Origin of the sequence: Anaerolinea thermophila UNI-1 (genome assembly GCF_000199675.1) — a bacterium.
GTDB lineage: Bacteria > Chloroflexota > Anaerolineae > Anaerolineales > Anaerolineaceae > Anaerolinea > Anaerolinea thermophila.
In genome coordinates this window covers 3204576-3227852 of sequence record NC_014960.1, presented here as the reverse complement: position 1 = coordinate 3227852, position 23277 = coordinate 3204576, and the positions used below count along the sequence as shown (strand labels likewise).

At 58.6% G+C, this 23277-nt stretch carries 22 protein-coding genes; 10 read left to right on the top strand and 12 right to left on the bottom strand.

Annotated elements, in window-relative coordinates:
• Window position 1: 1 nt before the first annotated feature.
• Window positions 2-913 (bottom strand): 4Fe-4S binding protein, encoded by a 912-nt coding sequence (locus ANT_RS14515; RefSeq protein ID WP_013561282.1) that lies wholly within the window; start codon window positions 911-913, stop codon window positions 2-4.
• Window positions 914-1117: 204 nt separating this feature from the next.
• Here ANT_RS14515 and ANT_RS14510 point away from each other — a divergent pair, with 204 nt between their 5' ends.
• From ANT_RS14510 to ANT_RS14500, 3 genes are all read left to right on the top strand, one after another.
• Window positions 1118-3010 carry an alpha-amylase family protein gene (locus tag ANT_RS14510; protein ID WP_013561281.1) on the top strand — a complete coding sequence of 631 codons (1893 nt, stop codon included), beginning with the start codon at window positions 1118-1120 and terminating at the stop codon, window positions 3008-3010.
• 295 nt (window positions 3011-3305) lie between these two features.
• Window positions 3306-4013 carry a Mut7-C RNAse domain-containing protein gene (locus tag ANT_RS14505; RefSeq protein WP_013561280.1) on the top strand — a complete coding sequence of 236 codons (708 nt, stop codon included), beginning with the start codon at window positions 3306-3308 and terminating at the stop codon, window positions 4011-4013.
• A 36-nt stretch (window positions 4014-4049) separates the two neighbouring features.
• The gene (locus ANT_RS14500) at window positions 4050-4514 is read left to right on the top strand and encodes a GyrI-like domain-containing protein (protein WP_013561279.1); all 465 of its coding nucleotides are present in this window, start codon (window positions 4050-4052) and stop codon (window positions 4512-4514) included.
• A 155-nt stretch (window positions 4515-4669) separates the two neighbouring features.
• On the opposite strand, the gene ANT_RS14495 is transcribed toward ANT_RS14500, so the two are convergent.
• Window positions 4670-5398 (bottom strand): hypothetical protein, encoded by a 729-nt coding sequence (locus ANT_RS14495; RefSeq protein ID WP_041455078.1) that lies wholly within the window; start codon window positions 5396-5398, stop codon window positions 4670-4672.
• 103 nt (window positions 5399-5501) lie between these two features.
• Between ANT_RS14495 and ANT_RS17610 the strand changes: the two genes are divergently transcribed.
• Window positions 5502-5960, top strand: coding sequence for a rhodanese-like domain-containing protein (locus tag ANT_RS17610; RefSeq protein ID WP_013561277.1), 459 nt, complete (start codon window positions 5502-5504; stop codon window positions 5958-5960).
• Window positions 5961-6030: 70 nt separating this feature from the next.
• Here the strand turns inward: ANT_RS17610 and ANT_RS14485 are convergent, their stop codons facing one another.
• Both ANT_RS14485 and nrfH read right to left on the bottom strand, forming a co-directional pair.
• The gene (locus ANT_RS14485; protein WP_013561276.1) at window positions 6031-7320 is read right to left on the bottom strand and encodes an ammonia-forming cytochrome c nitrite reductase subunit c552; all 1290 of its coding nucleotides are present in this window, start codon (window positions 7318-7320) and stop codon (window positions 6031-6033) included.
• A gap of 27 nt (window positions 7321-7347) precedes the next feature.
• Window positions 7348-7818 (bottom strand): cytochrome c nitrite reductase small subunit, encoded by a 471-nt coding sequence (nrfH, locus tag ANT_RS14480; protein WP_013561275.1) that lies wholly within the window; start codon window positions 7816-7818, stop codon window positions 7348-7350.
• A gap of 218 nt (window positions 7819-8036) precedes the next feature.
• Between nrfH and ANT_RS14475 the strand changes: the two genes are divergently transcribed.
• Window positions 8037-9065, top strand: coding sequence for an IS66 family transposase (locus tag ANT_RS14475; RefSeq protein WP_013558534.1), 1029 nt, complete (start codon window positions 8037-8039; stop codon window positions 9063-9065).
• 108 nt (window positions 9066-9173) lie between these two features.
• Here ANT_RS14475 and ANT_RS14470 read toward each other — a convergent pair whose 3' ends face one another.
• The 4 genes from ANT_RS14470 to ANT_RS14455 all read right to left on the bottom strand — a co-directional run bounded on the left by ANT_RS14470 (window position 9174) and on the right by ANT_RS14455 (window position 11544).
• Window positions 9174-9401 (bottom strand): SWIM zinc finger family protein, encoded by a 228-nt coding sequence (locus ANT_RS14470; protein WP_013561274.1) that lies wholly within the window; start codon window positions 9399-9401, stop codon window positions 9174-9176.
• 138 nt (window positions 9402-9539) lie between these two features.
• The gene (locus ANT_RS16665) at window positions 9540-9896 is read right to left on the bottom strand and encodes a GNAT family N-acetyltransferase (protein ID WP_013561273.1); all 357 of its coding nucleotides are present in this window, start codon (window positions 9894-9896) and stop codon (window positions 9540-9542) included.
• Between the two features lie 120 nt (window positions 9897-10016).
• Window positions 10017-10922, bottom strand: coding sequence for an SPFH domain-containing protein (locus ANT_RS14460; protein WP_013561272.1), 906 nt, complete (start codon window positions 10920-10922; stop codon window positions 10017-10019).
• Window positions 10923-10926: 4 nt separating this feature from the next.
• The gene (locus ANT_RS14455) at window positions 10927-11544 is read right to left on the bottom strand and encodes an NfeD family protein (protein ID WP_013561271.1); all 618 of its coding nucleotides are present in this window, start codon (window positions 11542-11544) and stop codon (window positions 10927-10929) included.
• 378 nt (window positions 11545-11922) lie between these two features.
• Here ANT_RS14455 and ANT_RS14450 point away from each other — a divergent pair, with 378 nt between their 5' ends.
• Both ANT_RS14450 and ANT_RS14445 read left to right on the top strand, forming a co-directional pair.
• Window positions 11923-13188 (top strand): glucose-1-phosphate adenylyltransferase, encoded by a 1266-nt coding sequence (locus ANT_RS14450; RefSeq protein ID WP_172634653.1) that lies wholly within the window; start codon window positions 11923-11925, stop codon window positions 13186-13188.
• 26 nt (window positions 13189-13214) lie between these two features.
• Window positions 13215-13649, top strand: coding sequence for a dUTP diphosphatase (locus tag ANT_RS14445; protein ID WP_013561269.1), 435 nt, complete (start codon window positions 13215-13217; stop codon window positions 13647-13649).
• 212 nt (window positions 13650-13861) lie between these two features.
• Here the strand turns inward: ANT_RS14445 and ANT_RS14440 are convergent, their stop codons facing one another.
• Window positions 13862-15040: a M28 family metallopeptidase gene (locus tag ANT_RS14440; RefSeq protein ID WP_172634634.1), complete on the bottom strand. Its 1179-nt coding sequence runs from the start codon at window positions 15038-15040 to the stop codon at window positions 13862-13864.
• A gap of 119 nt (window positions 15041-15159) precedes the next feature.
• Between ANT_RS14440 and ANT_RS14435 the strand changes: the two genes are divergently transcribed.
• The 3 genes from ANT_RS14435 to ANT_RS16660 all read left to right on the top strand — a co-directional run bounded on the left by ANT_RS14435 (window position 15160) and on the right by ANT_RS16660 (window position 18819).
• Complete coding sequence (locus ANT_RS14435) at window positions 15160-15984, top strand: VIT1/CCC1 transporter family protein (protein WP_013561267.1); 825 nt, start codon at window positions 15160-15162, stop codon at window positions 15982-15984.
• A 160-nt stretch (window positions 15985-16144) separates the two neighbouring features.
• Window positions 16145-17818 carry a SulP family inorganic anion transporter gene (locus ANT_RS14430; RefSeq protein ID WP_013561266.1) on the top strand — a complete coding sequence of 558 codons (1674 nt, stop codon included), beginning with the start codon at window positions 16145-16147 and terminating at the stop codon, window positions 17816-17818.
• Entirely contained in the window at window positions 17785-18819 is a 1035-nt protein-coding gene (locus tag ANT_RS16660) for an alpha/beta hydrolase (protein WP_081460281.1), read from the top strand. The genes ANT_RS14430 and ANT_RS16660 overlap by 34 nt, the downstream gene beginning before the upstream one ends.
• Window positions 18820-19195: 376 nt before the next feature.
• On the opposite strand, the gene ANT_RS14420 is transcribed toward ANT_RS16660, so the two are convergent.
• From ANT_RS14420 to ANT_RS14410, 3 genes are all read right to left on the bottom strand, one after another.
• Complete coding sequence (locus ANT_RS14420; RefSeq protein WP_013561264.1) at window positions 19196-20821, bottom strand: alpha-amylase family glycosyl hydrolase; 1626 nt, start codon at window positions 20819-20821, stop codon at window positions 19196-19198.
• A gap of 91 nt (window positions 20822-20912) precedes the next feature.
• On the bottom strand, window positions 20913-21716 hold the full coding sequence (locus ANT_RS14415; protein WP_013561263.1) for a hypothetical protein: 804 nt from the start codon (window positions 21714-21716) through the stop codon (window positions 20913-20915).
• On the bottom strand, window positions 21713-23002 hold the full coding sequence (locus ANT_RS14410; protein WP_013561262.1) for an adenylosuccinate synthase: 1290 nt from the start codon (window positions 23000-23002) through the stop codon (window positions 21713-21715). Before ANT_RS14410 ends, ANT_RS14415 begins: the two co-directional genes overlap by 4 nt.
• Between the last annotated feature and the right edge of the window lie 275 nt (window positions 23003-23277).

The window sequence follows — 23277 nt, the reverse complement described above, 5'->3', positions numbered from 1 at the left end:
GTTATTTCTCTCCCGCGATGATCTGAGGTTTTGCGAAGGAAATGGACTTGCCGGGAATCCGTGCGGTGGAAAACGTGACCGTTCCAGCCACTGGGCAATGGGCTTCGGAAGTACACTCCAGGCAGGAAATGCACTGGTGATCGCGCACCACCGATTTGGCGCTGACGTTGATGTTCATCGGGCAGGTGATGTCGCAGGCGCCATCCATGCGGCAGGTGGAGGCTGTGCGGCGAATGCTGAAGATGCGCACCAGATTGGTCAATCCCAGCACCGCCCCGTAAGGACAGGCGTATTTGCACCAGGGACGCTCCACAAAGAGGGAAGCCAGCAGGATCGCTCCCAGCACAATCAATCCGCCCACCGCAACTTCACTGCTCCAGAAGTTGAACAGAGCAAAGTAGGGGTCCACATCGGCAAAAATCAATTTTCCGGTAGTTGCGGTCATGTACAGCACCCAGATCAATACCCCATAGCGCAGAAAGCGCAACCAGCGGTCGATTTTTGCGGGAATGAAGTGGTTGTAACGGCGACGTTTGAAGAGTTTGCGCCCAATCGAAGCAAACCATTCCTGAACCGTTCCCAGCGGGCAAACCCAGCCGCAGAAGACCGGTCCAAACAGCAGGGCGGTGAGCAGACTGATGATCATCAGAATAAAGGAAGACTCGTGAATTTTCTGCACAAAACTGCCTGTGGTCAGGTAGGCGTACAGCGTCTCCACCCCGCCAAAAGGACACAGCGCATGCAGAGAAGCGCTGGAAAGAAACGGGATGGATTGTCCGGTTTCGGCGAGAGTGTGATTGACGGCAATCAGGGCAATCAGCGCAAAGAAGAAAAACTGCACCACCCGGCGAATCCAGATGTTTTTGCGAAAGAAACGCTTGTTGAACAAACTTGTCTTAACCTTGGCTTGCATAAACCCTTCCCCAGTTGATGATTTTCGTTATTTGCTGTCTCTCATCATAAAAAGCAGTTATGATAAGCCTTTGAAGGAAATATAAAAAAATTGTGAAGATTGTGCCTTCTGCCACGGGATTTCAGCCGGGGGCAATTTGCCTCAAAAGGCGGGTATAATTGCCACGTTTGATCTAAACATTGGGAAGAGAGAAGAGGGAGCACCATGTTGTTTTTCAATCCACGCTTTAGCCATGGAGAACTCAAATTTGCCTGCGATACTGCGGATGTGCTGTTCAAGGTGTCGCACGTCAGCCAGGAAGAGCGCACCTTTGCCTTCCTCAGCCCGGAACTGGAGATCAACGGGGAAAAGCGTGGACGCTTCGCTTTTCGTTCCGAGGGCGGGCAGAGGACGCTCCCGAAAGGCTGGAGCGAGTTCGACGTGCTGTTCATCTCTGCCGGTGAACCGGATATTTACCTGCGGGTCACCCTGCGCAGTTACTTCAAGTCCCCCATCCTGCGCATGAAACTGCGCTTTACCGCATCGGCTCCCTGCCGATTGACCAAATCGCAGGGCAAAGACGCGCTGACGTATTTCGGCGTGCAAATCCCTGAAGAGGGCATTGCCTCGCTGAGCGAACTGAGCCTCAGCCACTTCAATCCGCTGGCGGGCATGTACCAGCCCCATCTGGAGATGTTCGACCCCGCCGAGGTCTTTGACGGGCAGACCTTCAACGGTCCGCTGATGTTCCTGGAAGGCGACGAACGCACCCTGCTGGTGGGCTACGAACACGGCGCCGATGCCCCGCAGTCTTTCCTGCGCTTCCTGCTGGAAGATTCGCAGGAACGCTCGGCACTGTTCCTCAATGCGGTATCGGGCAGTTACCTGGATGGGCAGGAAATTGGTCCCGAACAAGCCTTTGAAACCCCCTGGTTTGAAATCGGCGTGCTTCCCGGCGGGTTGACCGAGATGCTCCCACGCTACCGCCGTTTCGTGATGAATGAAATCTGTACTCATGCCGCCAGCCGCGAGCATTTGCTGACCTACAGCGCCCCCCGCCAGGGACTTTCGCCGGAGCAACTGCTCCGTGAGGCGGAGATTGCCCACCGCCTGGGTCTGGATGTGTTCGTGGTGGACATGCCCCGGCGCGCTGAGGACCTGAACCCCCTCAAAGCCAAACTGGACGAGTACGGCATGCGCCTGGGCGTGCGCCTCAACCCGCAGGCTCTGCCAGCCTCTGCTGAATGGCGTATGACAAGGGCGGGAGATGCTCTGCCTGCTGTGGAGGGAAATGTCCCCCTGTGCCTGGTCTCGGACTATGCCGATCACCTGGCGCAGACGATGATGCGCCTGCGCGAAGAGCAGGGCGTCACGGTCTTCCAGTGGACGGGAGTGAGCCATGATGCCGTGTGCGATTCGCCTCTGCACCATCACGGCAGCGAGGCGCACACCCCGCAGGAACGCGCCGATGCCTATCGCTTCCGCCTGATGTCTGCTCTGCAACGGGTGGCGGCTCAGGTCTGCGAGCGGTATCCCGATGTCCTGGTGGATCTGGATGTCTCCAGCCCTCAACGTCCGATGGGCTTGGGGTTCCTGGCTGCCGGGCGCTATAGCCTGAGCGGGACAAGCACCGTGCAAGCCAGTCGTCAAGCGCTGAACTTCGACCCCTTCATTCCCACCAGCCTGTTGCCCGCGCCGGTCCTGGCGGAAGATGAAAATGCCCTCGCCACGCTGGTCCTGGGCGGCAACAGCCTGACCGGCAGGCTGAGCGGTCTCTCCGAAGAGGTCCTGAGCCTGTGGACGGAGAGTCTGGCACTGTACCGGCGTATCCTGCCCGAGGTCAGCGCGGCTTATCCGCGCCGCCGCGGCTGGATTGGCTCCAGCCCCGAGGTGCATGAGAAAATCGTCACCGACAAAGCCGCGGGCGTGGTGGCTTTCTTCACCGTCAGCGGGGGGACGTTCACGCACCTGACCCAGCCCATGGATCTTTCCAGCCTTGCCGAGGTGCGCGGCGCAGACGCCTGGGAGATGACCCACGACGGCAGGCTGAAGATCACCGTGACCCTGCCGGATGGCGGGGCGCGCGCCGTCTTCCTTCTGCCGCGCCAGGAAGCCTGAACGGATCACACCGGGGGCTGTTCTGTAGCAGAGAACAGCCCCGGTTTTTTATTTTCTCCCTCAAACGTCTCGACACATTTATGCTGCACCTTGAGGCACGCCGAGCCTGCCGAGGTGGGTATTATCATGTCATTGCGAAGCAATCTCCTGCGGGGCTTGGGAAGATTGCTTCACAGTGACATGAGGGCGGGAAATAGAATATTCGTTCTAAAACCTTGACAAATCCCCATCCCGGGTTCACAATAAGAAACAGGGGAGACCTGCAGGAAGCCCTCTTTTTTCCCGGAGCGCGGACATGCCCGGTGCCTGGTTTGCTTTTCATCCGGATTTGTGGATGCTGTTGCCTCACGCGCGGCGGCGCGAGGTCTTCTGGCTGGATTTTCAGGGACATCAGTCGCTGAAACATCTCATCGAGTCGCTGGGGGTGCCGCATACCGAGGTCGGCGAGGTGCGCCGCAACGGTCAACCGGTGGGGTTGAGCCGCACTCCTGCCGAGGGCGACCGCATCGAGGTCTTTCCGGCAGAGCCACAGAGTTTGCCCATCCCGCCGCGCTTTGTGCTGGACAATCACCTGGGCAGGCTGGCGGCATACCTGCGCATGCTGGGTTACGACAGTCTGTACCGCAACGACTTTGCCGATGAGGAACTGGCGCAGATTGCTGTTCAGCAGGAACGTATCCTGCTCACCCGTGACCGCCGCCTGCTGATGCGCAAGGGTATTCAGTACGGGCACTGGGTACGCAGTCAAAACCCGCGCGAGCAGGTTGCCGAAGTTGTCCGGCGTTTTTGCCTGAACCACCGGCAGGGGGCTTTCCAGCGCTGTTTGCGCTGTAACACCCCGCTGGAAGCGGTGAGCAAAGAGAGCGTGCTGGAGCAACTGGAGCCGCTCACCCGCCTGTACTACGATGAGTTTCACCGCTGTCCGTCCTGCGGTCAGGTGTACTGGAAAGGCTCGCACTACGAGCGCATGCTCGACCTGATTGAGAACCTGCCCGGCGTCTGACCGCAATCCTTGCCAACCTTCAAGGGAGAATCCATCATGAATCCAGAAATTGTTGAACGTCCTGCCTTCACCGTGCTGGGATACCGCTATCAGGGCAAGAATGAGCATCAGGAAATTTCTGCCATGTGGGAGCAGTTCCTGCCGCGCATGGGCGAGATTCGCACCACCAACCCGCTGGAGTCGTTCGGCGTGTGCCGCATGGCGCCCGGCTTGCCCCCCGGCGAGTTTGAGTACATCGCCGGGATGGAAGTGGAGGCCGATCACCCCGTGCCGGAAGGCATGGTCAAGGTGACCCTGCCGGCGGCACGCTATGCGGTGTTCGAGCATCGCGGCGGGCTGGAAACCCTGCAGGATACCTTCCATAAAATTGCAGTCGAGTACCTGCCGAACAGCGGCTTAACCCGCGTGACCCCGGAAGTGGATATTGAGGTCTACGACGACCGCGTATTCCGCGGTTTCTCGCCGGAGTCCATCCTGTATATTTACGTGGCGGTGCGGTAGAAACGGCGAAGAAAATCAGCGCGCCCTTGTGATGACACGAGTGGTCATGAGCACGGCTTTGGCAAGGCTCAGTGTGTGTTTTGCCACGCCCTGAGCCTGTCGAAGGGTGCGCTCAGGGGTATGTCACCGCAAAGACGCAAAGCGCGCGAAGAAAATCAGCGCGCGCTGAGGTTGTCGAGACTCTCCGCGTCCCTTTCGCGGAACATCCGCCGCGCCTGCCAGATGCCCCAGCCCAGCGCCAGAAGCGTCCCTGCCCAGAGGGCAATCAGCGCCGCCAGCGGCTCGATCAAGCCCACCTGCATCAGCACGATGCCCAGAATCGCCAGCGCATGCAGTCCGGCGGCGGCAAGGAACGCCCGCAGGGCGCCACCCCTGCCCCGCGCCAGCCCCAGGGCAACCTGCGCGGTCAGCGCGCCGTGAAGCAGGGTGAAGGCGGCACGCTCGGCGGCATACCCGGCAAGGTTGACCACCGAAGGGTCGGGCGTTGCCCAGTGGACGTACACCGTCTCGCCCAGGGCATACGCCAGCCCTGCCAGCATGCCCCCCAGAAAGGCGGGGCGGGCGTCCTGAAGCAGACGGCTGGCGGGCGGAAAGAGGAAAACCAGCGCCTTTGCCCACTCTTCCAGCAGGGGCGGGAAGAGCCACCATAACCCCAGAAACCACCAGGGCATCTCCAGGTCAAGGAAGGGCGGCAGGTTTGCCTGCGTGCCAAGGTAATCAAAGAACGGCGCGCGAATGAAGCGGTTGAGCAGATACGCCATCGGCAAAAGCGGCAGGACTACCCCCGCCGCCGACCACATCCTTGTCCGCAGACGGCTCAAGCCCGCCAGCAAAACCATCCCCGCCAGTGTGCCGGTCAACAAAAGCGCGGTGACGACTCCCATGGATGTCATCCTGTCCTCCGGTGGTGTAACTTTTTCCTGTGCTGTGCATCTCAACAACAGATACAATCATTGTATCAGCCTCGAAAAAGAGTGTGAGGGAAAAATGGCACGAAAAAAACCGGTACAAACGAAAAAAACCGCCCAGCGGCAGGGATTTCCCTGGTGGGCGTGGGTGTTGATTGGCTTGGTGGTCGGGTTTGGGGCGATTGCCGTCAGCACGCTGATGCGTCCCAGCCAGCAGGCAACCCTGCCCGCCGAAATCAGCGTACAGCAAGCCGCCCAACTGCGCGATGAAGGCGCGTTTGTGCTGGATGTGCGCGAACCTGAAGAATGGAACGAGTACCACATCCCCGGGGCAACGCTCATCCCGTTGGGGCAACTGGCAAGCCGGGTGAACGAACTGCCGCGAGACCAGAAGATTGTGGTGTACTGCCGTTCGGGCAACCGCAGTCAGGAAGGACGCGATATTCTCAAACAAGCCGGCTTTACCAACGTGACCAGCATGAGCGGCGGCATCAAAGCCTGGTCGGCGGCGGGCTTGCCCACCGTGACCGGACCGTAAACACTGCCTGAAAAAGCAAACGCTCCCGCCAATAACGCGGGAGCGTTTTTGATTCCGCTAAGAGATGGGTTTACTTGCTGGCAACCTGCACGGCTTGCAGGGCGGTCAATTCCGCCTGGCGCGCCAGGTCGGTGGCGGCGGCAAGGATGCGCAGGGCTTCGGTGGGGTTGTGGAAGCCCATGCTGTTTTCTGCCGCCACGTAATCCCAGCGCAGTTGCGCGGCGCGGTGCAGTTTGCGGGCTTCTTCCAGTTTGCTCTGGTCGGCGTTGGGGTTTTCGGATGCCGTCTTGATGGCGTTGATGGCTGATACCAGGGCTTTTTCGGTGTTCTGCATGGTATCGTACACGTTCTTCTGGATGATGTTCACCCGCTCCACCACGTAGTTGACATCGGTGTGGCAGGTGCCGCAGGAACGCGCCGGGTCGAGCAGGGGGCTTTTGACGTTGTGGCTGGAGAACTTGGCGGCGCCATCGCGCATGTAGGGCATGTGGCAGTCGGCGCAGGCAACCCCGGCTTTGTAGTGCGTGCTGTTGGCGGTGTACATCTCATAATCGGGGTGCTGCATCTTGATCATGTTTGCGCCGGAGTCGGCGTGTTTCCAATCGAAGAAGCCGATCTCATTGTAGTAGGCTTCCATGGCTTCCACGTTTGTGCCTTTCTCCCACGGGAAGGTGAGGTAGTTGCCCTCTTTGGTGAAGTAGTACTCCACATGGCAGTTGGCGCACACCAGCGAGCGCATTTCCTGGCGCGAGAAGGTGCGCCAGTCCTTGCCCTGTTCCTTAAGGGCTTCTTCCAGCGCCGGGTTGGTGACGATGAGGCGCATGGTCTCGGCGTCGTGGCAGTTGGCGCACCCGATGGGATGATTAATCTTCTCCCCTAACTGCTTGAAGGGCGTCTTGTCGTACTCCGCCATGCCCATTTCGCTCCACAATTTGGGGTTATCGGCGCTCTTGCACGAGTAGCAGGTGCCGGGCGTCTTGTCCGAAAGGCGCGGGGTGTTCTCCACGTCGGTCAGCGCGTTGGCATGCCCGCGGTCCTCGCCGTAGCCCTTGGAGAAGGGGTTGCCGGCGAAGAGGGTCTTGAGCATGGGGTCTTTGTTCAGTTTCTCGTAGGGGTCAGAGCCGCCGTAGGTGGTGGCGGTGTTGTTGCTCTCGGTCATCATGAAGGTGGAGTACTGATTGGGGAAGTTCTGTCCCCAGATGGAACTGTCGGGTTCCATGGCGGCAATCTTGACCACCGGCATCACCCCGCGCTGAGGGGCGGGCTGGTTGCGCAGGAAAATCAGCACGCCAATCAGCAGGGCGCTCAGCACCACAATGATGCCGGTGAGGATGAGGGTGGTTCCGGTAAATTTTTTCATACATGCTCCTCAATTATGGTTGTGATCTCAACGGGTTTTATCCTGATAGGGCAAAATAGAAATGCCGCGCGCTCCGTGGGCAACCGAGCGGTGGCACTCGAAGCAGTAACGCTCTTCCTGCATGGGACCTGCCATGATGGTTTCGACCGTATCCTCATGACAGCGGATGCAGTTTTCCTGAATAATTTTGTCGGTCGAGGGCTTGGCGCGCAGGGGAGAGGGGATGTGACCAAAGGTAAAGGCAGTCACATGGTTGAAACCGGAGCGCGCTTTGACCAGATACTTGGGGATGAATGCGTGCGGAGTGTGGCAGTCGTTGCAGGTTGCCCAGGCTTTATGCCCGGCATGATACCAGCCCTCGTACACGTCATCCATCACGTGGCAGTTGTTGCAGGTGGTGGGGTCATCGCCGAGGTACACGGTGAAGTTGCTCACCCACATGCCCACGCCCAGCACGGCAATCAGACAAATCACGCCAACGAGAATGGGAAGCCTCATACACCTCCGAAGGTTAAGAATAAGATAAATGAATTAATCACATTTTAACCAAATTATCCCATATTCATCCACTCTTTCTTTGATTAAGCGCAAAAAACAGGGCGCAAATTTGCGCCCTGTTTGCCATTTCGTCGACGCTGTAACAAACTTGGTGGAGAAAGGGAAAAAAAGGAAGGGATCCTGTAAGATATTGATATCACAACTCCAGGAGCCCTTCCATGAAGATTATACTCCAACTGCCACAGGTAAAACGAAAAAAGCCTGCTCGTCCGAAGCGCTGTCCATATTGTCAGGGGGAGACATTCCAGCGATGGGGAGTGGAGAAAAGGCGCATCGAGGATGTCAAAGTTCGTCATGTCGAGGTGGTGAGGTATCGATGCACACGGTGCAGGCGCACCTTTCGGGACTATCCGGAGGGGGTAGGCAATGGACGGCACAGTGAACGGTTGAAGAAATTGAGTGTGATCCTGTGGTCACTGGGATTGAGTTATCGCAGGGTAGCCGGGGTGTTGAGGATCTTTGGGCTGAGGCTCAGTCATATGAGCGGGTGGCGGCATGTACAGGCAGAGGGGGAAAAGTTGATGGGGGAATTGAAATGGAAAAGCGTGCGGGTGGTGGGGGTAGATGGAGCCTGGGTGGGAGGCAAAGGAGTGATGGTGGCGGTGGATCTGGGAGATGGTAGTCTGCTGGAGGTTGCCGAGGTAGACGAGAAAGACAGCCGGGCTCTGTTCACCTGGCTGAAACGGTTGAAAGAGATGCATGACATCGGCGCCATCGTGAGCGATGATCTGGCGATCTACAAGCAACTGACCGATGAACTGGAGATAGGGCATCAGGTCTGTCAGTTTCATGTGCGGCGCTGGGTAAAGCATGCTTTGAAGGGGTTACAGGCTGAGTTGGATCCAGCCTGGCAGGGGGTGCTTGAAAAGGTCGAGGAAATCCTGCGCGACCTGCCATTGCATGGAGACCGCCTCTTACACCGCCTGTGGAAATCCCTGCCGGGCAGGAGTACACCACCGGAAGGAAAACGCACGCCCCTGGAAAAACTCCGCGACCTGATCCTGCGCTTATCGCGTGATTGGCAACGCTATGTGGCTTTCTATGCTGATGTGGGTATTCCCTGGACCAATAATCGCACGGAACAGATGATTGGCAGGCTCAAGAGCCGCGCCCAGCAAGCCAGGCGATATAAAACCACCGCCGGGTTGCTCCGCGGAAGCACAGTTGCCTGTCAGTTCTGGGCATGAGCCCTCCCGTAATTCCCTCCTCTCCCCCCGTCTTCTCTCTTCCTTCCTTTTTTCGAAAATTCGCCCACCAATTTTGTTACAGTCTCATTTCGTCTATTCAGTTGTGGGTCAGGAAATCATGCCCTCGAGAATCATCTCCAGCGCCATGGTGTGACTGCACCGCCCGCGGGTCTGGAAGAAGTCGCAATCGCATTTCCACTGTCCATCGGCATATTCGATGGTATGGCTGTTGTTTTCGCCATCCATGGTCACGGTAAAACTCTTAAAGTGAAAGCGTTCCCGCTGTTGCGCATAGCGCTTGGCTTTTTCGATTTTGCCAATCATTCCATAGTCCATCGCCGGTCACTCCTTGAGGGTAAAAATTCGTCCCGATGCACAAAGGCACGCGAAAGCATCGCGTGCCTTTGTTTCTATCGTTCGATTTCGTTCCAACCTCGCATCTTGAATCCAGTATATATCGAGTCGGGGGGAAAGTCAATCGAATTTTTTCTCGAAAACCAGGGCGTCCTCGCGATCGAAGTAATACCCGCGCCAGACGTCCACAATGGAATACCCCGCCGATTCGTACAGGGCAATGGCTATATGATTGGAGCGGCGCACGCTCAGGCGCACCACCGGCGTTCTGAGACGCAGTTTTTCCTCGCAGGCGCGCAGTAATGCCCTGCCCACGCCCATGCCGCGGTAGGCGGGCAGAACGCCAAGGGTGGCGACCCACCCCACATTGTCCTGGGGACGGACGTCGCCACCCACAAAGCCAATCATCTCATTTTGCGCCACCGCCTTCAGCCGCACCAGCCCCGGCATGGTCAGCATGGCAATCAGTTCCACCATGGGCCAGGCGTCCCGCTGGAAGACCTCATTCTCCAAACGGCGCAGGGCGCTTAAATCCCCAATCCCTGCTTCGACGATTTGATAGGTGAGGGTTTCCGTATGGCGCTCCTTTTCTGCAAATTACTCTTTCTTCTCCTGCCCGGAGATGAACGAACTGAGCAAACTGGTGAACTCCATGGGGAAGATGTACTTGGTCGAAGGACTCTGCGCCATGGATTTGAGCGTCTCGAAGTACTGCAGGGTGAGCGTCTTCTGGTCAATGGTTTGAGCCACCGAGAAGATGCGCTCCAGCGCCGCCGCGTACCCTTCGGCGCGCAGTAACTGGGCTTGCTTCTCGCCCTCAGCGCGCAGGATGGCGCTCTGCTTCTCGCCTTCGGCGCGCAGAATGGCGCTCTGGCGCTCGCCGTCCGCCACGTTGATGGCGGCTTCGCGCGTACCGGTGGATTCGGTGACCACCGCGCGGCGGATGCGCTCGGCGGACATCTGGCGGTTCATGGCTTCCTGCACCTCGCGCGGCGGGATGATCTCGCGGATTTCCACGTTGGTCACCTTGACACCCCAGCGCCCGGTGACTTCATCCAGACGGGTGCGCAGGATGTTGTTAATGGTCTCGCGCTCGGAGAGTACATCGTCCAGCAAAATGCCGCCGATGACCGCGCGCAAGGTGGTAGTTGCCATACCCTGCGCGGCAACCTCAAAGTTGCCCACCTGCAGAACCGAATCGGTTGGGGAGAGGACTTTGTAGTACCACAGGAAGTCAATTGAAATGGGAGCGTTATCCTTGGTGATGGCAGTCTGCTGGGGGATTTCGCGTACCTGCTCGCGCATGTCCACCCACACGGCGCGGTCAATGATGGGGATCAGCAGCACCAGCCCCGGACCGCGGTCGCCAATACAGCGTCCCAATCGGAAGACCACCAGGCGTTTGTACTCGGGAACAACCTTAATGGCGTTCCACAGGAAAATCAGCACGATGAAACCAATGCCGCCAATCAGGCATAACAGCGTAAGTTGCGCCGCATCCATGAGTTTATTCCTCCTTCTTTACGGGTTCGACTTCTAGAAATAATCCTTTCCTGCGCAGGACGCGCACCGGCGTCCCGGCGGGAACGTATTCCGCACAGGTGGCAGTCCATTCTTCGCCACCAACATACACCGCACCCTGCCCGCGAATATCGGTGCGGGCTTCACCGATCATGCCCACCAGTCGGTCATAGTCGTGGCTGGGGCGCTGAATGGCGGCGTCAATGCTCTTGCGCGCCATAAACCACAGCAACCCTGCCGACCCGCCGGTGACCAGCACGGCAAGCACCGGGTTGACGGCACTGCCGCCGCGCGGACTGCGGAAGGCAAAGATGGAGCCGATGACCAGCATGACGAGGGAAATCAGCAGGGCAATCAACCCGCGCCGCGAGCCGCGCCAGATCAATGCCAGGATGAAGGGGATAATGCCAACGAAGAACAGCACTACCGCCCAGACGTTCAGCGGCAGGTTGGCAAGCGTGTAACCGGCAAGCACCAGCGCAAACAGCGCGCCAATCTCCAGCAAGCCTGTTCCGGGCATGAACAGCGCCAGAATTGCCAGCACCACCCCGCCGATGAGTAAAACAAAACCAATATTGGGATCCAGCAGAAAGTCGAAGGTCATGATGCCCTCCTGAAATCATTATACAGGATTAACCTGTCAGGACATCTCAAGAAAGCATTAATTCGCGGGCACGTAGAAGGTTTTCTGCGGGTTGTGCGTATGTCCTTTGTTTGACATCTCGGGAACAGGGTCAGGGAGTCAAAGTGTCCCGAATTGGGTAAGCCATCTCTCTGAGGAATTTCGAGTCCTGACAGCCACTGGGGAGTTCCGCCCAGCCGCGATGACACGTGACCGTGCAGTCAGCGGGTTAAATTACGCCCGGGCTATCTTCTTTCTGAAAATTGCCTTCCCTGCAGTCTGCTTTTCTCAACTGACTGTATAATGAAGTTAACCGGTTTGTTCGCCATTTTTCCCCATAAGGAGGTTGCCATGCCTTCACTGGATCAGGTTTTAGCGGTCATTTTGGGCGGTGGGCGCGGGAGCCGTCTCTATCCGCTGACCAAGTTACGCTCCAAACCCGCCGTTCCCATGGCGGGCAAGTACCGCCTGATTGACATTCCCATCAGCAACTGCATCAATTCGCGCATTTACCGCATTGCCGTATTGACGCAGTTCAACTCCCACTCCCTGCACCGCCACATCACCCAAACCTATCACTTTGACGTGTTCCACACCGGCTGGGTGCAGATTTGGGCGGCGGAGCAGACCATGGAGCATACCGATTGGTATCAGGGCACGGCGGACGCGGTGCGCAAGCAACTGTTGCAAATCCGGGCTACCCGTGCTGAGTACGTGCTCATTCTGGCGGGCGATCACCTTTACCGCATGGACTATGATAAAATGGCAGCCTTCCACTGGGAGCACAATGCTGATATTACCGTGGCGGTGCAACCGGTGCGCTCTGAAGATGCCCCGCGTTTTGGTATTCTCAAGCGCGGCGCAGATGGGCGCATCACCGATTTTGCCGAGAAACCCAAAGACCCCCAGCGTCTGGCTGAACTGGTCAGTCGTGACGACCCTGCCCGCCCCTATCTGGGTTCGATGGGTATTTACTTCTTCAAGACCAACATCCTGGCGGGGTTGCTGGAGAACAACGACTTTGACGACTTTGGCGGCGAGGTCATTCCTTATGCCCTCAAGCACTATCAGGTGTATGGCTATGACTTCAGTGGTTACTGGGAAGATATCGGAACGATTCGTTCGTTCTATGAGACCAATCTGGCGCTTGCCAATCCTAACCCGGCTTTCAAATTGTATGACCCCGACCGTCCTATCTACAGCCGTCCGCGCTTCCTGCCAGGGACGATTGCCGAAAATTGCATTCTGGAAAACGTTCTGCTGGCAGAAGGCTGCTGTATTAAGAACGCTGAAATTCGCCACTCGGTGATTGGCTTGCGCAGTCAAATCCGCTCCGGCACGGTGATTCGCGACAGCATCCTGATGGGCGCCGACTATTACGATCGCGCTTGCAGTGACGAGTGTGAGAGCGAAGGGGAGACCCCTGCAATTGGCATCGGACGCAACTGCCACATTGAGGGAGCCATTATTGATAAGAATGCGCGCATCGGCTCAAACGTGGTCATCAAACCTTTCCCGCGGCGTACCGACCGCGATATGGGACTGTACGTGATTAATGATGGGATTGTGGTCATCCCCAAGGATGCGGTCATCCCCAGCGGTACGGTGATTGCCCCGGAAGCCTGACCTGAGGGGGAAAGGAGAGAGCGTCCATGCAAACCCTGCGCGTTGCCCGTGTGCGTCCCCAAGCCAAACTGCCCACCCGCAAGCACCCCGAGGATGCCGGTCTCGACCTCTACGCTGCTGAATCGGTCACCATCCCGCCGCACAGCCCGGGGATTGTTCCCACCGGTATTGCGGTGGATATCCCCACGGGCTACGTGGGGTTGCTCAAACCCAAGGGGCGCAATGACCATCTTCTGGGGGCGGGGGTGATTGATGCGGGTTATCAGGGCGAAATTCTGGTGAAGATTGTCAATCCCTTTCCCCATTCGCTGGTCATCAGCGCCGGCGAAGCCATTGGGCAGTTGCTCATTCTGCCCATCCTTACCCCGGGGGTGCAGGAAGTGACCCCTGAGGAACTGCGCCAGAAGCCCAGCGAGCGGGGTAGCAGCGGGGGGATTGTCGATCAATTCCTGCGCTGGTAACGGCGCGAATCTCCGAGCTTGCCGGGAGGTTGACCTCTGGAAGGCTTACCGTGCACAGAAGCATGTTGAAGATGTCGAAAGGCGCGTGGTTTGACCATCTCACCACGCGCTTTGCGTTGAGCGGGATTGCCAAGGGACGTCACTGCCGGGGCGTGAAGGAAAAAAGGGAGAGGTGCCAACCTCTCTCTTCTCTCTCTGAAGTTTCTCAATTTTCACTCAGGTTCTTCATCCACCACCTGCAGCAGTGTCCAGGTGAAAGCCTCGGCATCTGCCAGCGCTTGGGCTTCCAGTGCCTCGGGAATGTCGCTCATCTGATGCCAGCGCGCTGAGGTGGTTTCGCCGGAGGGTGGAATGGCACACACTGTCAGGGCGATGCGCCCGCGCAGGGTGGCGGGCAGGGCATCGGTGTAAGCCGTGCCAATCACTTCTTTGTACGGCACAGGCTGGGCTTGAACCGCCTTCCGCGCCCACTGCAAGGCTTGCGGATGGGTCGGATGCTTGAAAATCAGTCCATCGCGGGTAAGCACGCGCAGTTCGCCTGCGCCCACCTGATCGAGGATGACGTACAGGGCATCCCTGCCCGTCTCGTCGGCGTGACGGTCGAGGAACGCGCGCATGCCCCAGGCGCCGGTTTCTTCGCAGTCGGTCAACAGCGCATACAGGCGGGTGTGGCGCAGGGGTTGGTTCATCAGGCGTTCCACTGTGGAAAGAATCACTCCCACGCCTGAGGCATTGTCGTTAGCCCCCGGGGTGTGCGGAGTTCGCAGGGCATGCAGCATCATCCCGGCAGCAAAGGACTGTAAGAGGAAAAGGGGGAGTGCCAGCCAGCGCATCCATGCCCAGCCGAAAAGCGCCGCTACTGTAAACGCCAGCGCACCCAGCGCCATGCTGAGGAAGCACCCGCTGACCAGCGCGCCAAAGGCTTTCAGCCAGGCATTGGTCGAGTAAAATACGGGTGTGCGGTGGGTGTCCAGATGGGCGCAAAGCACCACAGTTTGACGGGGTGTTTCCAGTGGCTCGAAGCGGGTAATCAGGTTGACGGTTTCCCGGCGCGGGATCAGGGGGGTTGCCCAGTGAGAGCGAAACTCGCTCTCCGCCAGCATTGCCCACACCCCCAGCGCGTTGAGAACTGCTCCCAAAGCAAAGAAAATTGCCGTGCTACCCAGCAGGGCAAGCAGGCTTCCCAGCGCCGCCGCGCCAAACGCCCACAGAAAGGGCAGGTAGGTTTCGGGGACGCCCTGGAAGGACTGCAGGCGCGTTTCCACTGCGCCGCAGGCTTGCAGAACGCGGGCGCATTCTGTTGCGGCATGGCGCACCGCTGGCGAACAACTGGGGCGCGCCCCTACCGTGTTTATGAGATGGCGAATGTGAATGAGACTGCGTGGTTCCATGGCAATCAGTATAGCATGAGCCGACATTTGAGGGGCAACCATCAGGTTGTGGATGTATTTCCTGATGCCTGAAGTACCCTGCTATGATAAAATGACCAGGATAGATGGAGGCAAACCTTATGAGTTTTTCCAAACGGCTGGAAGATGCCCGTAAGGGCTTTTTGAAGGGTGATCCTGAACTCTCAGCAAAAGCGCACGATGTGCAAGCCATCCGCCGCGCCATGCATCACCGTGAACGCCACGCCTCGGCGGGGTCGGAATACATTGGGAGTATGGTGTACGGCGGTCTGGACGGCATCATTACCACCTTTGCGGTGGTCAGCGGTGTTGCCGGCGCCGGGCTGAAACCGGAGATCATCATTATTTTGGGGCTGGCAAATGTTTTTGCCGATGGCTTTTCCATGGCAACCGGCGCGTACCTTTCCGAGAAGAGTGAAATGGAACTCTACGAGCGCGAGCGTCAGCGGGAGTCCTGGGAGGTGGAGCATTTCCCTGAGGCGGAAAAAGAAGAACTGCGTCAGTTGTACCTGGCGCAGGGCTACCCGGAGGAAGATGCCAACCAGATGGTGGAAATCAAAGCCCGCGATAAACAGCGCTGGGTGGATGCCATGATGCTGGAGGAACTCAATCTTTTGCCCGCCGATACCAAGCCGCTTACCAGCGCCCTGGTGACCTTTGGCGCGTTTGTGATTGCCGGGTTACTGCCGCTGATGGTTTTCCTGCTGGACTGGCTGTTGCCCTTCAGCCTGAGCGGGCAAAGCGCTTTCTGGATTTCGGTGGGGGTTTCCGGGCTGGCGCTGTTTGGACTGGGAGCCGCCAAAGTGCTGGTGACTGAGCGCCCGCCTTTGCGCAGTGGTCTGGAGATGTTGTTGGTAGGCGGACTTGCCGCCGCGGTTGCCTATCTGGTGGGCATGTTCCTGCGCAGTTTGGGGTTGAACGGGTAAATTTTTCCTTCTGCGTCATCTTTTTGACCCGCAGGGGTTTTCTCCCCTGTGGGTTTTTTATGCTTACAACCCGAAAAAAATGGTGGTAGAATACAGGCTTTCGTGCCATGCCCGGCATGCCTCTGGACAGAGTCTGAGTAAGTATGGAGGGTGTTAAGAAATGCCAAGACGAAACCTGATTCAACTTTACCGGGATGAATTTCGAGGCTATTCGCCCAGAAAGTTTCAACAGGATGTTCTGGCGGGATTGACGGTTACCGCAGTGGCTTTGCCGCTTGCGCTGGCGTTTGGGGTGGCTTCGGGTGCTTCTGCCGCCGCGGGGCTGGTGACCGCCATCCTTGCGGGGATTGTCATGGGAGCGCTGGCGGGCGCACCGTATCAAATCAGCGGTCCCACAGGCGCAATGAGCGCGGTGCTGATTTTGCTGGTGCAGAAGTACGGGCTGAACGGCATCTGGATTGCCGGGTTGATGGCGGGCATGTTCCTCACATTAATTGGTATTCTGCGTCTGGGGCGCTTCATTGCCTTTATTCCCTCGCCGGTCATTACCGGCTTCACGTCGGGAATCGCCCTGATTATTTTCATCGGGCAGTTGGATAATTTTCTGGGTGTCAAAACACCTGGCGCCGAATCGGCGGCGCTGAAATTGCTGGGCTTTTTCCGCGGCGGGTTCATCCCCGACTGGCATACGGTGGTGCTGGGCATGATTGTCATACTCACTATGGTGCTCATGCCCCCGCGCTGGAATGCCCGATTTCCTTCTTCTTTGCTGGGAATCATTCTCGCCACGGCGCTGAACGCCCTGGTGTTCCATTGGGATGTCCCGGTGATTGGGGAGATTCCCCGCACCCTGTTTTTGAACGAGCGCCTGACCCTTCAGGCAATCCCCTGGAATCATTTGACCGAGTTTCTTGCCCCCGCCCTGACCATTACGGCATTGGGGAGCATTGAAAGTCTGTTGTGCGGCGCGGTCGGCTCGAATATGACCGGCATCCGCCTGCAAGCCAATCAGGAATTGATTTCTCAGGGCATTGGCAATATAGTCATTCCCTTCTTTGGCGGCGTTCCTGCTACTGCGGCAATTGCCCGCGCCAGCGTGGGGATTAAATCGGGCGGACAAACCCGCATGGTGAGCATTGTCCATTCGGTAGGGTTACTGCTCTCCATGTTCCTGCTCTCTCCCATCATGGCGCGTATTCCGCTTTCGGTGCTTTCGGGGGTCTTGATGGTCACTGCCTGGCGGATGAATGAATGGGAAGCCATCCGTTTCCTCTTCGGCAGGCGTTTCAAGACCGGTATGCTCACGTTTGGTATCACCCTGCTGGCAACCGTCTCGCTGGACCTGACGCAGGCGATTCTGGTGGGGGCGTTCCTTTCCGGGGCAAAGTTCCTCAATGACATATCCACCATGGATATTCAAATTACCGAGGTTGACCCTGAAAAATTGCGCCAGAAAGGCATTGATGCCGAAGGAAAATGTCGTCATGTGCGGGTCGCCTTCCTCACCGGTCCGCTGTTCTTTGCCGCAACGGGTCATTTCAATGAAGCCTTCAGCCAGTTGAAGGACACCCATGCGCTGATTTTATCCATGCGCGGCGTGCCGCTGATTGACATCAGCGGAATTGAAGCCATTCACCGCCTGCATCGCAAAGTGCAGGCGCAGGGTGGTACCTTGATGTTCTCCGGTGTTCACGAAAATGTGATGAACATGCTCCGGCGTGCCGGTTTGGTGGAACATATCGGCGAGGAAAACTTCTTCTGGGCGAGCGATGAAGCCATTGTGGCGGCAGAACGGCGGGGATGCGCCTTCTGCGAAAATTCCACCGCCAACTGAGAAATTTTGAGGTTGGGCTGAATTGGGACGGTCTGCTCTCCGCAGGGCATGACCGTCCTTTTTTGTGTGCAATAGGGTGTGATATACTCTCCCCCATGCGCATTGCCCGCTGGGGGATGTTTTTTCTCTTCCTGCTCACCGCCTGCGGTGAGGTGGCTGTCCCGTCTGCTGATTTGCCTGTACTTGCCTCTGCTACCCCCTCTCCAGCCCTGCCGGCGCAGACGGATGCCCCTGTATTGCCTTCGCCCACCCTTCAGCCTTCTGCCACCCCTGTACCTTCGCCCACTCCCTGCCCGCAAGATGAGGGACATTTTGAAGAAGGCTCGCTGGATTCGCGCCTGATGAAGCGCGCCCTGACTTACCGAATCTACCTGCCTCCATGTTACAACCGGCAGGCAGGCGCTACTTACCCGCTGTTGATTCTGCTTCACGGGCAGAGTTACCGCGCCGATCAGTGGGAGCGCCTGGGCATGGGCACTGCCGCCGATGCGCTGATTACCGCCGGACAGGTGCGCCCGTTTGTCATCCTGTTGCCGGAAGAGTGGAACACCAGCATCGTCCAGCGTGAGAGCGCCTACGGCAGAGCATTGATTGAGGAACTGCTCCCCTACGTTGAGGAACAGTATGCCCTGTGCCGCGAACGCGTCTGCCGCGCCATCGGCGGGCTGTCACGCGGGGCGGCCTGGGCGCTGGATCTGGCGTTTGAGCATCCCGACCTCTTCTCGGCGGTGGGGGCGCACAGCCTTGCGCCGTACTACGGGCAGGAAACTCATCTGCGGCGCATCATCCTGGATCATCCGGAGACGCTTTTCCCGCGCGTCTATCTGGATACCGGGCGGGCTGACCGCTACCGCACCGAAGCCATCTCAGTCGAAGTGATGTTCACCCGCCTGGGTGTGCCGCACGAGTGGTACTTCAACGAAGGACTGCACGAAGAACCTTACTGGCAGGCGCATGTCCCCGCGTACCTGCGCTGGTACACCCGTGATTGGACGCCGTAAAGGGAGAACCAATAGACACATCTCGATACTGTTGCGATTGCGCGATATCCCCATAGAGCAGGAGGAGCGAACTGGCGAAAGGCTGATAAGACATGGAAGGATATACAGAAGATTGCTTCGACCCGCTAGCGCGGGTCTCGCAATGACATCCAGCCGTGTCGTTATCATCGCGGAGCATCCCCAGGGAATTGTGCAGGGCGAAAATTTCCCGAAAGGGTTAAGCAACCTTCCGTGGGGCTGTGGGGGTGGAAAAGCCTTCGAGGGCTTGTCAACTGGCTCAGGGCACGTGCCTCAACGGCTCGGTACGCGGATGACTCAAAGAACGGCAAAGCCCTCTCCGCTCGGGAGAGGGCTTTGTTGTTCGAAACAAAAGTTCTTACGCTACCTGATAGGCAATGCCGCTGACGGGCGGCAGGCGCAGAATCCAGCCGTCGCCTTCGCGGGTCAGAGCGTTCTTTGCGCCGTACAGTTCCTTTACCACCTTGCCGAAGCGCTTGCCGTCCAGTTTAACCTCGACGGGGTACGCCGCCGGGTTGAGCGCTACCAGCACGGTCTCATCGCCCTGCTGGCGCTGATAGACAAAGGGCAGTTTGCCCGCCTCGGCGTACACCACCTCGAAAGCGCCGCTGGCTTGCAGGGCGGGGTGGCTCTGGCGCAGGGCAATCAGGCGGCGCACGCGGTTGAGCAGGGAGTTGGGATCGTTCTCCTGCGCGGCAACGGTTGGGCGGTCAGGGCGCTCGTCCACCGGCAGGTAGAGGCGCTCGCGCGGCGCGGTGGAGAAGCCGGCATTGGCTTCGTTGCTCCATTGCATGGGTGTGCGCGAACCGGTGCGCTCGTAACCGCCCTCTTTGGACGGCAGGTTGAGCGTCTGCATGCCGATTTCATCGCCGTAGTAGATGTAGGGGGTGCCGGGCATGGTCATCAGGAACAGGTAGATGACTTCCAGGTCGTCCCAATCGCGGTTGATGGCAAGGCGCGGGTTGATGTCGTGGTTGCCGGTGGGAATGGCGATGTGTCCCTTGCCTGCGGTCTTGCGGTAATGGTGCAGGTACTCATCCAGAAATTCCATGATATTGCCGTGACCGGACTTGTCAAAGAAGGCAAACCCGTAGGGATCGCCGCCGGGGCGGTTGGCGTAATACTGCTTGCGCAGTAATGCGTTGTATCCGCGCATGCCAAAGTGCAGAAGGAAATCCATGTGATAGCCTGCCTGCCCGATGGCAATTTCGGGGTTGCTCCACTCCGAGACCATGGCGGCTTCGGGGAATTCTTCATCCAGCCAGTCGCGAATCCAGCGCCAGAAGCGGGCAGTTTCCACCTGACCGGGGTCGTTCTTGACCAGCGAGCCTGCCATATCCACGCGGAAGCCGTCGGCGCCCATCTCCAGCCAGAAGCGCATGATGTTCTTGACTTCCTGGCGCACGCGCTGAGGACCGGGGGCAGTCACCGGCTGTTGCCAGGGCTTGCGCGGATCGGGGTGGGCAAAGCCGAAATTCAGCGCCGGCTGGGAGTAGAAGAAGTTGGTCAGCGGGTTGCCGTGGCGGTCGGCGTAGCCGTGAACCACGTGGAAACCGGGTTCATCCCAGCGCCAGGGGTCGTCGTTCCAGATATACCAGTCGGTGTACTCGTTGCGTTCTGCTTTGCAGGATTCCTTGAACCAGGGATGTTCAATGGACGTATGCCCAACCACTAAATCAAGCAGAATGCGCATACCGCGTTTATGGGCTTCTTCGAACAGACGGCGGGCGTCCTCATTGGTGCCGTAGCGCGGGGCGATTTTGTAGTAGTCTGCCACGTCGTAACCGGCGTCGTAGAAGGGCGAGACGAAGCAGGGGTTGAGCCAGATGGCATTACAACCCAGGGATTTCACATAATCCAGTTTGGCAATGATACCGGGCAAATCGCCGATGCCATCGCCGTTGCTGTCGAAGAAGGATTGGGGGTAAATCTCGTAAAAAACGGCATTTTCGAGCCATGCGGGCTTGGATGTTGGGTTGCTCATTGCGTGTTACTCCTTTCTCTGGGGAATCATATCCTGTTTGAACAACTTTCCATGCTGATAAAACTCCCTCTTTCTTAAGAGGGCTTTCCCGTCAGGGGGTAGGGCTGGGGAACGGCGTGGCAGTAGGAATTCGGGAGACGTCCAGCGCGCGCACTTCCAGCGCCGAAAACGCCACGGTGAGCGGCGAAGCACCCGCCGCGCGGGCATACGCGCCGATGCTCCCTTCCGTCCAGACCGGATCACGCAGGCTGAACTGGTACACGCCATTGACAAACAGGCGCAGATCCTGCCCAGCCATCCACACGCCCAGGCGGGCGGGCAGTAAGCCCGAGGGCAAACCGGCAACGGGCGTCCAGTCCTGCAGAAGGGCAATCTCGCCGTTTTTCAGGCGCTCGACGCGCAGAGAGCCGCCGCAGTTGAAGAGGATGCGGTAGCCGTCGCGTGGGGAAGATGCCCTCACCAGCACGCCATACACATCTTCCGGGCGGCACAAACTGGCTTGCACGGTAATTTCCAGATAGCCATCGCCGGGCAGAGCGCCGCTGCGCATGCTGGTCAGCACACCCTTCTCTGCCGTCACTGCCAGGGTCAGTTCCCCTTTGCCTAGGGCAATGCGTCCGGCTTCGGTTTCGCCGGTCTGCCAGTTAGCGCCGCTGAAGTCGTCCGTCAGCACAACCTCGCCGACACCAGGACGCATCTCCAGCGTAGGTACGGGGGTGGCGGTGGGGATGGGCGTGGGCGTATCGGTGGGGGGAAACCAAACCGGCGTGCGCGTGGGGGTGAGCGTCACCGTGGGGGTGGGGTTTGCCAGCAGGGCGCTCTGGGGTGACTGGACGGCGCATGCCGTCAGTCCCAGCAGGAAGAGGCTCAGCGCCCAAACTTCCCACACTCTCACAAATCCACCACCTGTTCGCGTTCCGGTCCCACCGAAACCTGGCATACCGGCACGCCGCACAGTTCGGAGATGCGCGAGAGGTAGCGCTGGGCTTCGCGGGGCAGATCCTTCCACGAGCGCGCGCCGCGCACATCCGCTGTCCAGCCGGGCAGTTCCTCATAGACAGGCTCAAAGGGCGAGAGGTCGGCGGGTCCCAGCGGCAGGTCGGTGAGGACACTGCCGTTGACGCGGTAACCGGTGCAGAGCAGGATGCTGGGAAGCCCGCTCAGCACGTCCAGTTTGGTCACCACCAGGTCGGTGACGTTGTTGACACGCACGGCATAGCGCAGTAAGACGCCATCCAGCCAGCCCACGCGGCGCGGACGTCCGGTGGTGGTGCCGTACTCATCCCAAGGGTTAGCGCCGGTGCCGCGCAGGCGGGTTGCCATCTCGCCGCTGACTTCAGTGGGGAAAGGTCCGGCGCCCACGCGCGTCTGAAAGGCTTTGGTCACGCCGATGACGCGGGCGGCAGTGCCGGGACCCAAACCCAAGCCCACCAGCGCCCCGGCGGCGGTGGGGGTGGAACTGGTGACGAAGGGATAAGTGCCGTGGTCAAGGTCCAGTAGAGTGCCCTGTGCGCCTTCCGCCAGCACGGTTTGACCATTCTGCAGTGCCTGCCAGAGAAGCAGAGAGGTATCGGTGATATACGGGTGCATCTTCTCGGCATATTCGGCGTATTCATCGGCAACAGCTTGCGGATCGAGGGCTTCTGCCTGATACACGCCCACCAGCCACTGATTGGCTTCTTCAACGTGCGCCAGCATGCGCTTGTGGAACGCCTCGGGGTTGAGCATTTCTTCCAGGCGGATGCCGCGGCGGGCGGCTTTATCGGTATAGGCTGGACCAATCCCCCGCCCGGTGGTGCCAATTTGACCTGCGCCGCGGGCGACTTCCTGCGCGCGGTCCAGCGCGCGGTGCGCCGGCGTGATGAGGTGGGCGGCATGCGAGAGGCGCAGGCGCTGAGGCGAAGCCTCCACACCGTTTTGCTCCAGCATCTCGATTTCGCTGAACAGCGTGGGCGGGTACACCACCACCCCATTGCCAATCACCCCTATCGTGCCGGGGTGAATAATGCCCGAGGGGATGAGGTGCAGTTTAAAGACCTTCTCACCGACCGTGACGGTGTGTCCGGCGTTGTCTCCACCGTTATAGCGGGCGACAATATCGGCGCGGGCAGAGAGCAAATCCACCACCCGACCTTTGCCTTCGTCACCCCATTGCGTGCCAATGACAATTTCCAGCGGCATGGGAATCCCTCCAATGGATATCAGCACTTTGAACGCCGCGAACAGATTCAGCGCCTGGATAAACAAGCTCCTTAAGCCGATGCAATGAGCGCTCTTGCCATGACAACTCGTTGTGTCGTCACGAGGTTCGTGCCAGCGAACCGCGGCGACATCCCCCGCGACTGGCAGGGGGTGAAGACTCACAAACACGGCGCTTCATGTATTTCCTTAAGGTACAACCTGTTCGGCGTTCGTTTCCATTATACCGAACTTTGACCGCAAAAAACGGGTAGCCA

What these genes read in the sequence shown, in the direction of transcription:
- ANT_RS14475 (WP_013558534.1), top strand. Translation starts at nt 8,037, where the DNA reads ATGAAGATTATACTCCAACTGCCACAGGTAAAACGAAAAAAGCCTGCT.
- ANT_RS14470 (WP_013561274.1), bottom strand. Translation starts at nt 9,401, where the DNA reads ATGGACTATGGAATGATTGGCAAAATCGAAAAAGCCAAGCGCTATGCG.
- ANT_RS17610 (WP_013561277.1), top strand. Translation starts at nt 5,502, where the DNA reads ATGGCACGAAAAAAACCGGTACAAACGAAAAAAACCGCCCAGCGGCAG.
- ANT_RS14485 (WP_013561276.1), bottom strand. Translation starts at nt 7,320, where the DNA reads ATGAAAAAATTTACCGGAACCACCCTCATCCTCACCGGCATCATTGTG.
- ANT_RS14460 (WP_013561272.1), bottom strand. Translation starts at nt 10,922, where the DNA reads ATGGATGCGGCGCAACTTACGCTGTTATGCCTGATTGGCGGCATTGGT.
- ANT_RS16660 (WP_081460281.1), top strand. Translation starts at nt 17,785, where the DNA reads ATGCGCCTTCTGCGAAAATTCCACCGCCAACTGAGAAATTTTGAGGTT.
- ANT_RS14510 (WP_013561281.1), top strand. Translation starts at nt 1,118, where the DNA reads ATGTTGTTTTTCAATCCACGCTTTAGCCATGGAGAACTCAAATTTGCC.
- ANT_RS14440 (WP_172634634.1), bottom strand. Translation starts at nt 15,040, where the DNA reads ATGGAACCACGCAGTCTCATTCACATTCGCCATCTCATAAACACGGTA.
- ANT_RS14505 (WP_013561280.1), top strand. Translation starts at nt 3,306, where the DNA reads ATGCCCGGTGCCTGGTTTGCTTTTCATCCGGATTTGTGGATGCTGTTG.
- ANT_RS14410 (WP_013561262.1), bottom strand. Translation starts at nt 23,002, where the DNA reads ATGCCGCTGGAAATTGTCATTGGCACGCAATGGGGTGACGAAGGCAAA.
- ANT_RS14420 (WP_013561264.1), bottom strand. Translation starts at nt 20,821, where the DNA reads ATGAGCAACCCAACATCCAAGCCCGCATGGCTCGAAAATGCCGTTTTT.
- ANT_RS14445 (WP_013561269.1), top strand. Translation starts at nt 13,215, where the DNA reads ATGCAAACCCTGCGCGTTGCCCGTGTGCGTCCCCAAGCCAAACTGCCC.
- ANT_RS14430 (WP_013561266.1), top strand. Translation starts at nt 16,145, where the DNA reads ATGCCAAGACGAAACCTGATTCAACTTTACCGGGATGAATTTCGAGGC.
- ANT_RS14495 (WP_041455078.1), bottom strand. Translation starts at nt 5,398, where the DNA reads ATGGGAGTCGTCACCGCGCTTTTGTTGACCGGCACACTGGCGGGGATG.
- ANT_RS14455 (WP_013561271.1), bottom strand. Translation starts at nt 11,544, where the DNA reads ATGACCTTCGACTTTCTGCTGGATCCCAATATTGGTTTTGTTTTACTC.
- ANT_RS16665 (WP_013561273.1), bottom strand. Translation starts at nt 9,896, where the DNA reads ATGGTGGAACTGATTGCCATGCTGACCATGCCGGGGCTGGTGCGGCTG.
- ANT_RS14500 (WP_013561279.1), top strand. Translation starts at nt 4,050, where the DNA reads ATGAATCCAGAAATTGTTGAACGTCCTGCCTTCACCGTGCTGGGATAC.
- nrfH (WP_013561275.1), bottom strand. Translation starts at nt 7,818, where the DNA reads ATGAGGCTTCCCATTCTCGTTGGCGTGATTTGTCTGATTGCCGTGCTG.
- ANT_RS14515 (WP_013561282.1), bottom strand. Translation starts at nt 913, where the DNA reads ATGCAAGCCAAGGTTAAGACAAGTTTGTTCAACAAGCGTTTCTTTCGC.
- ANT_RS14435 (WP_013561267.1), top strand. Translation starts at nt 15,160, where the DNA reads ATGAGTTTTTCCAAACGGCTGGAAGATGCCCGTAAGGGCTTTTTGAAG.